This window comes from Salicola sp. AFF1 (assembly GCF_056783195.1).
On sequence record NZ_JBXAYL010000052.1, the window covers coordinates 1 to 5342 of the forward strand.

The 5342-nt window shown below is 57.2% G+C and carries 6 protein-coding genes and 1 pseudogene; 4 read left to right on the forward strand and 3 right to left on the reverse strand.

The genetic code is table 11. From position 1 onward, the window contains the following. The first annotated feature begins 458 nt into the window (after nucleotides 1–458). The 4 genes and pseudogenes from tnpA to AC1RQI_RS16125 all read left to right on the forward strand — a co-directional run bounded on the left by tnpA (nucleotide 459) and on the right by AC1RQI_RS16125 (nucleotide 3009). Complete coding sequence (gene tnpA / locus AC1RQI_RS16110) at nucleotides 459–749, forward strand: IS66 family insertion sequence element accessory protein TnpA (RefSeq protein ID WP_481905632.1); 291 nt, start codon at nucleotides 459–461, stop codon at nucleotides 747–749. Then, nucleotides 746–1090, forward strand: a complete 345-nt coding sequence (gene tnpB, locus AC1RQI_RS16115; protein ID WP_481905633.1) for an IS66 family insertion sequence element accessory protein TnpB — start codon at nucleotides 746–748, stop codon at nucleotides 1088–1090. The genes tnpA and tnpB overlap by 4 nt, the downstream gene beginning before the upstream one ends. A 28-nt stretch (nucleotides 1091–1118) precedes the next feature. Next, nucleotides 1119–2750: pseudogene (gene tnpC / locus AC1RQI_RS16120) on the forward strand (IS66 family transposase). Continuing rightward, nucleotides 2740–3009 (forward strand): hypothetical protein, encoded by a 270-nt coding sequence (locus AC1RQI_RS16125; RefSeq protein WP_481905634.1) that lies wholly within the window; start codon nucleotides 2740–2742, stop codon nucleotides 3007–3009. Before tnpC ends, AC1RQI_RS16125 begins: the two are co-directional and overlap by 11 nt. On the opposite strand, the gene AC1RQI_RS16130 is transcribed toward AC1RQI_RS16125, so the two are convergent. From AC1RQI_RS16130 to AC1RQI_RS16140, 3 genes are all read right to left on the reverse strand, one after another. Beyond that, nucleotides 3010–3378, reverse strand: coding sequence for an RHS repeat-associated core domain-containing protein (locus AC1RQI_RS16130; RefSeq protein ID WP_481905636.1), 369 nt, complete (start codon nucleotides 3376–3378; stop codon nucleotides 3010–3012). It abuts the gene before it with no gap. Nucleotides 3379–3440: 62 nt separating this feature from the next. Beyond that, the gene (locus AC1RQI_RS16135) at nucleotides 3441–3854 is read right to left on the reverse strand and encodes a hypothetical protein (RefSeq protein ID WP_481905635.1); all 414 of its coding nucleotides are present in this window, start codon (nucleotides 3852–3854) and stop codon (nucleotides 3441–3443) included. 8 nt (nucleotides 3855–3862) lie between these two features. After that, complete coding sequence (locus tag AC1RQI_RS16140; protein ID WP_481905637.1) at nucleotides 3863–5260, reverse strand: RHS repeat-associated core domain-containing protein; 1398 nt, start codon at nucleotides 5258–5260, stop codon at nucleotides 3863–3865. Nucleotides 5261–5342 lie beyond the last annotated feature (82 nt).

Here is a 5342-nt window from a genome sequence, read left to right on the forward strand (position 1 = left end):
CAACAAAACAGCCCGCATTGCCTGGGCACTGGTGCACAACGAGGCGGCCTATGACGAAGGGCTGGCAGCGGCTGGCGCCTGAAGGGGCAACCTGAAATCGGACTGCGTCTGGGTACAACAGAAAACTTTGCAGGAGACATCCAATACCACGATTGCATGGCATTTTGATTGATGGCGAACAGGTCGGACCGGCGCTGGGAAACCCCTAATGAGCGTGGAGCTAAAAGCTCGTGTAAGCGATTGGGAACCAGCGCACGGATAGCCCATCAGGGTCCGATGCCTACAAAACGGCATCATTAAAGAGACCGGATACACGTAGGCAGTCGTACCTCAGTCGCGATCGAACAAAGTGCTTGCAAAAGAGGAGGAGTCCATACACGCTCATTTTAAGACACCCTGCCATATCAGCGAATAGGGCCCTACAGTAGCCTCAAATTCGCCACTACGAGGTTACTTCCATGAGCAAACGCCGCACTCCTGACCAATGGCAAGCCCTGGTTGATCAGCAGCGCGACAGCGGCCTGTCCGCCGTGCAGTTCTGTCAGCAGCAGGGTATCGGTTACGCCAGCTTCTGCAACTGGCGCAAGCGCCTGTCCGAGAGCCCGGTCTCAGACTCCACGGGCTCCGATGAGGCGGATTTTGTGGATCTGTCGTCATTGATGGGTGCATCGTCATCATCCGGCTCGGGCTGGACCATTGTGCTGAGCCTGGGTAATGGCGTTGAGCTGCGGCTGAGCCAGAACGGATGATCGGGCTCGATAGCCAGGCCCGGATCTGGCTGTGCACCGAGCCCACCGACATGCGCAAGTCCTTCCGCGGGCTGAGCGCGCTGGTGCGCAACCAGCTCAACCACGATCCACTGAGCGGCCAGTACTTTGTCTTCGTCAACCGGCGCAAGACCCAGATGAAGATGCTGTACTTCAGCCGCACTGGCTACTGCCTGTGGGCCAAGCGCCTGGAGCGGGGCCAGTTCCAGGTGCGCCCGTCAGCGTCTGGCCAGCGCGCCTTGACCCTGGCGGATCTGCAGCTGCTGATCGATGGCATCGAGGTGGAAAAATCGCGCCAATTCAAGCGATTTCAGCGAGCATAGGTTACTGAACTGCGGTATAATAGCGCCCATGACATCAACCGCTTGTACGCCTGACTCCAACGCACTGTCGCACTCGGCCCTGGCCGAGGAGAACGCGCTGCTGCGCGAGCAGGTTCTGCGGATGCAACGCCAGCTGGATTGGTTCAAGAAGCAGCTGTTCGGCCCCAAATCGGAGAAACAGGTCTATGACCTTCCTGGGCAGGACAGCCTGTTCCAGCCGGAGGAGACGCCCGTCCCGGAGAAGGAACCGGAAGAGGGTAAGCGCACGGTCCAGGCCTATCAGCGCGGCACCGGCAAGAAGCAGCGCGACGACGACTGCCTCAACGACACGGGCCTGCGCTTTACGGCGGATGTGCCGGTGGAAGTCATTGAGCAGCTTCCGCCGGAGCTGACCGGCCCGGATGCCGAGCTGTACGAGATTCTCGGCACCAAGACCACTTACCGGCTGGCCCAGCGAGCGGCCAGTTATGTGGTGCTGAAAGTGGAGCGCCCGGTATTTCGTCGCAAAGGCACTGAGAAGCCGGTGACCGCTGCGGCACCGCCCAACGTCCTCGACAACAGCCTGGCCGATGTCAGCCTGCTGGCCGGGCTGCTGGTGGACAAGTTCCAGTTCCACCTGCCGCTGTATCGCCAGCACCAGCGCATTCAGCAGGCCGGGGTCACCGTCAGCCGCAGCACGCTGACCAACCTGGTCAAGCGGGCCATCGATCTGCTGCGCCCCATCGTCGATGCCCAGACCGATAATGTGCTGCGCAGCCGGGTGCTGGCCATGGACGAGACGCCGATCAAGGCCGGGCACCAGGGCCGAGCCGGCGCCAAACCGGGCAAAATGAAAGCCGGCTGGTTCTGGCCGCTGTACGGCGATGACGATGAGGTGGTGTTCACCTACTCGAACAGCCGTGGACGTGGCCACATCGAGCAGGTGTTGAGCGAGCAGTTCACCGGCACGCTGATCAGCGACGGCTACGCCGCCTATGCCCGCTATGCCGCAGCACAGGAAGGCGTTACCCATGCCCAGTGCTGGGTGCACGCCCGGCGTTACTTCATCACCGCCCAGAACGAGCATCCGGAGCAGGCTGGCGAGGCGCTGCAGCGGATCGCTCAGCTGTATCAAAACGAAGACAGTATCCGCGCTCAGAAGCTGACTGGCGAGAAGAAACGCCAGTAACGGCTGGCGCACTCAAAACCCGTGGTCCACCAGTTCTTCCAGTGGTGCCGGGATCAGCTGGAGGGCGGTGGCCTGTTACCGAGTGATGCGCTGACCAAGGCCCTGAACTACGCCATCAGCCGTGAGGCGAGCCTCACCGTGTTCCTGGAGGATCCAGAGGTACAGCCGGACACCAACCACCTGGAGCGGGCGTTGCGCCCCATTCCCATGGGCAAGAAAAACTGGCTGTTCTGCTGGACGGAACTCGGCGCCGAACACCTGGGCATCATCCAGAGCCTGATCAGCACCTGCAAGCTGCATGACGTTAACCCGTACACCTATCTGGTGGACGTGCTGCAACGCATCAGCCAGCATCCGGCCAGAGAGGTAGTGCAGTTGACGCCAAGACAGTGGAAGAGTTGCTTCGCGGACAAGCCGCTGCGCTCGTTGATCGATCCCCGCCATCCGCAGAGACAGCCCGAGCCATCGGAGGCCATCCGCCATGCGCATTGATGAGATGACCCTCGATCAGTTGCTGGAACTCAATGACGTCATCTGCCAACGCATCGACGAACTCAAGGAGCAGGAAACCCTGCAGGCGCTGAGCCAACTGCGCGTTGGGCTCAAGGTGACCTTCAGCACCCAGCAAGGGCCGGCGTTCGGTATCATCACCAAGATCAACCGCAAGAGCGTGATCGTGCTCGCCGAAAACGGCACCACACAGTACAAGGTCTCGCCGGAATTACTGACACCGCTTCACGAGGTGAAGTGATCAACCCGCCTGGGGTGGGTCTACTACGTCTTGGAATGACCGTTTACGGTAGCTGTTCAGTCCACCCTTGATCCCAATCGGATCGGGCGTGAGATAGCGCCCCCGGGTGGGGTCGTAATCGCGGAACCGGTTGTAGTGGATACCGGTCAACTCATCCTCGAACTGCCCCGGCAGCCGTATGGGTTGGTGGATGGGGCCGTTCGGCGTGTCCGGGTCGCAGTTGCCCCAGGCATCGGCGTTGGCCCGCCAGACGATGCGGCCGTCTTCGCTCCAGAGCCTGATGGGCATGCCCCGCCAGTCGAGTTCGTAGTAATACGCCGTGCCGCTGATCAGCGTGATCAGCGGTTCATCCGTCTGGGGGTCGCGGATGTAGTATTTCCAGGATTAGAGGCCGTGCAGGGATGGATTCCAACTTTCGTTCTAAACACCGCTCACAAGCGGTCAACTAGACTAACTAAAGTCTCTAAATTTGCATACTCCTCTGGATACTCACTTAGGTACGCATTAACCGCTTGACTTAGAAACTTCTTAAATTCTTCAGTTGTGTAATATGCTTCTGGGTTAACTAATTCATAGAAATCTGGATCTACAGACGCTCTAAAATATGCCCAAACTGGCCATTCAGAATAGCCTGCCAATCCTCGACTTTCATCCTCAACTCTTTCAAGCTCCCAACCTGGCTCGCCCTCAATAGACCCAATCTCTCTAGATACATCTAATAGTTCAGATAAGCGATCTATATCTTTATTCATCATTAAGGTATTTAAGATAAATTTGATTGCCGCATCTCTATCTAGATGGGGCTCAAATTCGCTGCCAAACGCTTTGTCGAAAAAATCCATCATATTTCCTCTTAATTGACCGGGTGAACATTCCCAATGTACGGAGCATCAGTTTTAGGATCAATATTTATGTAGGCCCTAAAATTAACCCCACCCTCAGAAACATCATAGACTTTTTGCGTTTTATCAGACTTATACATTTCAAACGCTTTCTCTCCAGCGCTTTGAGACATGTCTAGAATTTCTTGGTCTGAGTAGACGCTTGGGTCATATACAGTCTTACGCCCAGAAACGTATTTTCCTTTATTTTCATTAAAATACTTGTAACTTAACTCTGAAATTCCTTCTGAGTCGGTAGGGGTTAATTCATAATCTGCCCCTTTTTCAGATAGGGCATTGATCGCATTATTCTGATTATGAGTTCCATGCAAAGTGCCATTCTTTTTGAAACCATGAGGTCCAGATAAGTGTTCAGGCATATCTGTACGGTACGCCAACCCGTCTGGATAAGTCTTGCTTGAAACATCAGGAGCCTTCCTGCCAATCCCCATACCAGCCGCAGCAACCGAAAAATCCGCTGCGGCCTCACCATCACCGGTGGCCGTATCAACGGCAAGGTTACCAAGCTCTTTGACTCCTTCCCATTGATCCGACCAGTAATTCGCGACTTTCGGGCTCATACCCTCCGGCGAAAGCGCGGATTCCAACACGGCACCAACGCCAAAGCCGACCATTCTCAGTCCTTCTACCGAGAATTCCATCGCCGGATTATACAAGACGTTGCCCCAGCCGCTGGTGCTTTCATGGAGCTCGGCCTGTCGATCAACCGCTGCTTGCCCCATTTCGCCGGATCGTCCGGCAAAGTCTTGCGCCCAGGTTTCAACCTCTGACATGTTCGGGGCTTTCTCACCAATTGGCGCCTCTTCCCCTTTATGCGCATTGGTCGCCTCCACAGTCGGCTGATCCTTCAGCCCCAAGGGATCGATGTAATCCACGGGGTTTTTGGTGTAACGATAGTTGTTGAGGCCGCCATTGAGGCCGATCGGGTCTGGCGTTAGGTAGCGCCCCAACGTGGGATCGTAATCACGGAACCGGTTGTAGTGGATGCCGGTCAACTCATCCTCGAACTGCCCCGGCAACCTTATGGGCTGGTGGATGGAGCCGCTGGGGGTGTCCGGATCGCAGCAGCCCCAGGCATCGGCATTGGACCGCCAGACAAGATCGCCCTGCTCGCTCCACAGCCGTATCGGCATGTCGCGCCAGTCCAGCTCGTAGTAGTAGGCCGTGCCATTGATGAGGGTGAGCAGCGGGGCGTCGGTGTCCGGGTCCCGGATGTAGTACTGCCAAGTGCCGTCCGGGCGGTGTTCGCCGAGCAGGACGTCGTTATGCCAGAGATAGCTCGTTGTTCCCTCGGCGCTCTTTCGCCACGCGCGGCGGTTGAGTGCGTCGTAGCCGTACTGGACGCGCAGACCGTCGCGCCGTTACTGACGCTGATCAATGGCACTCCCTACTACTACGAACTCGACTGGCGGGCTATGCCGATCCGGCTCT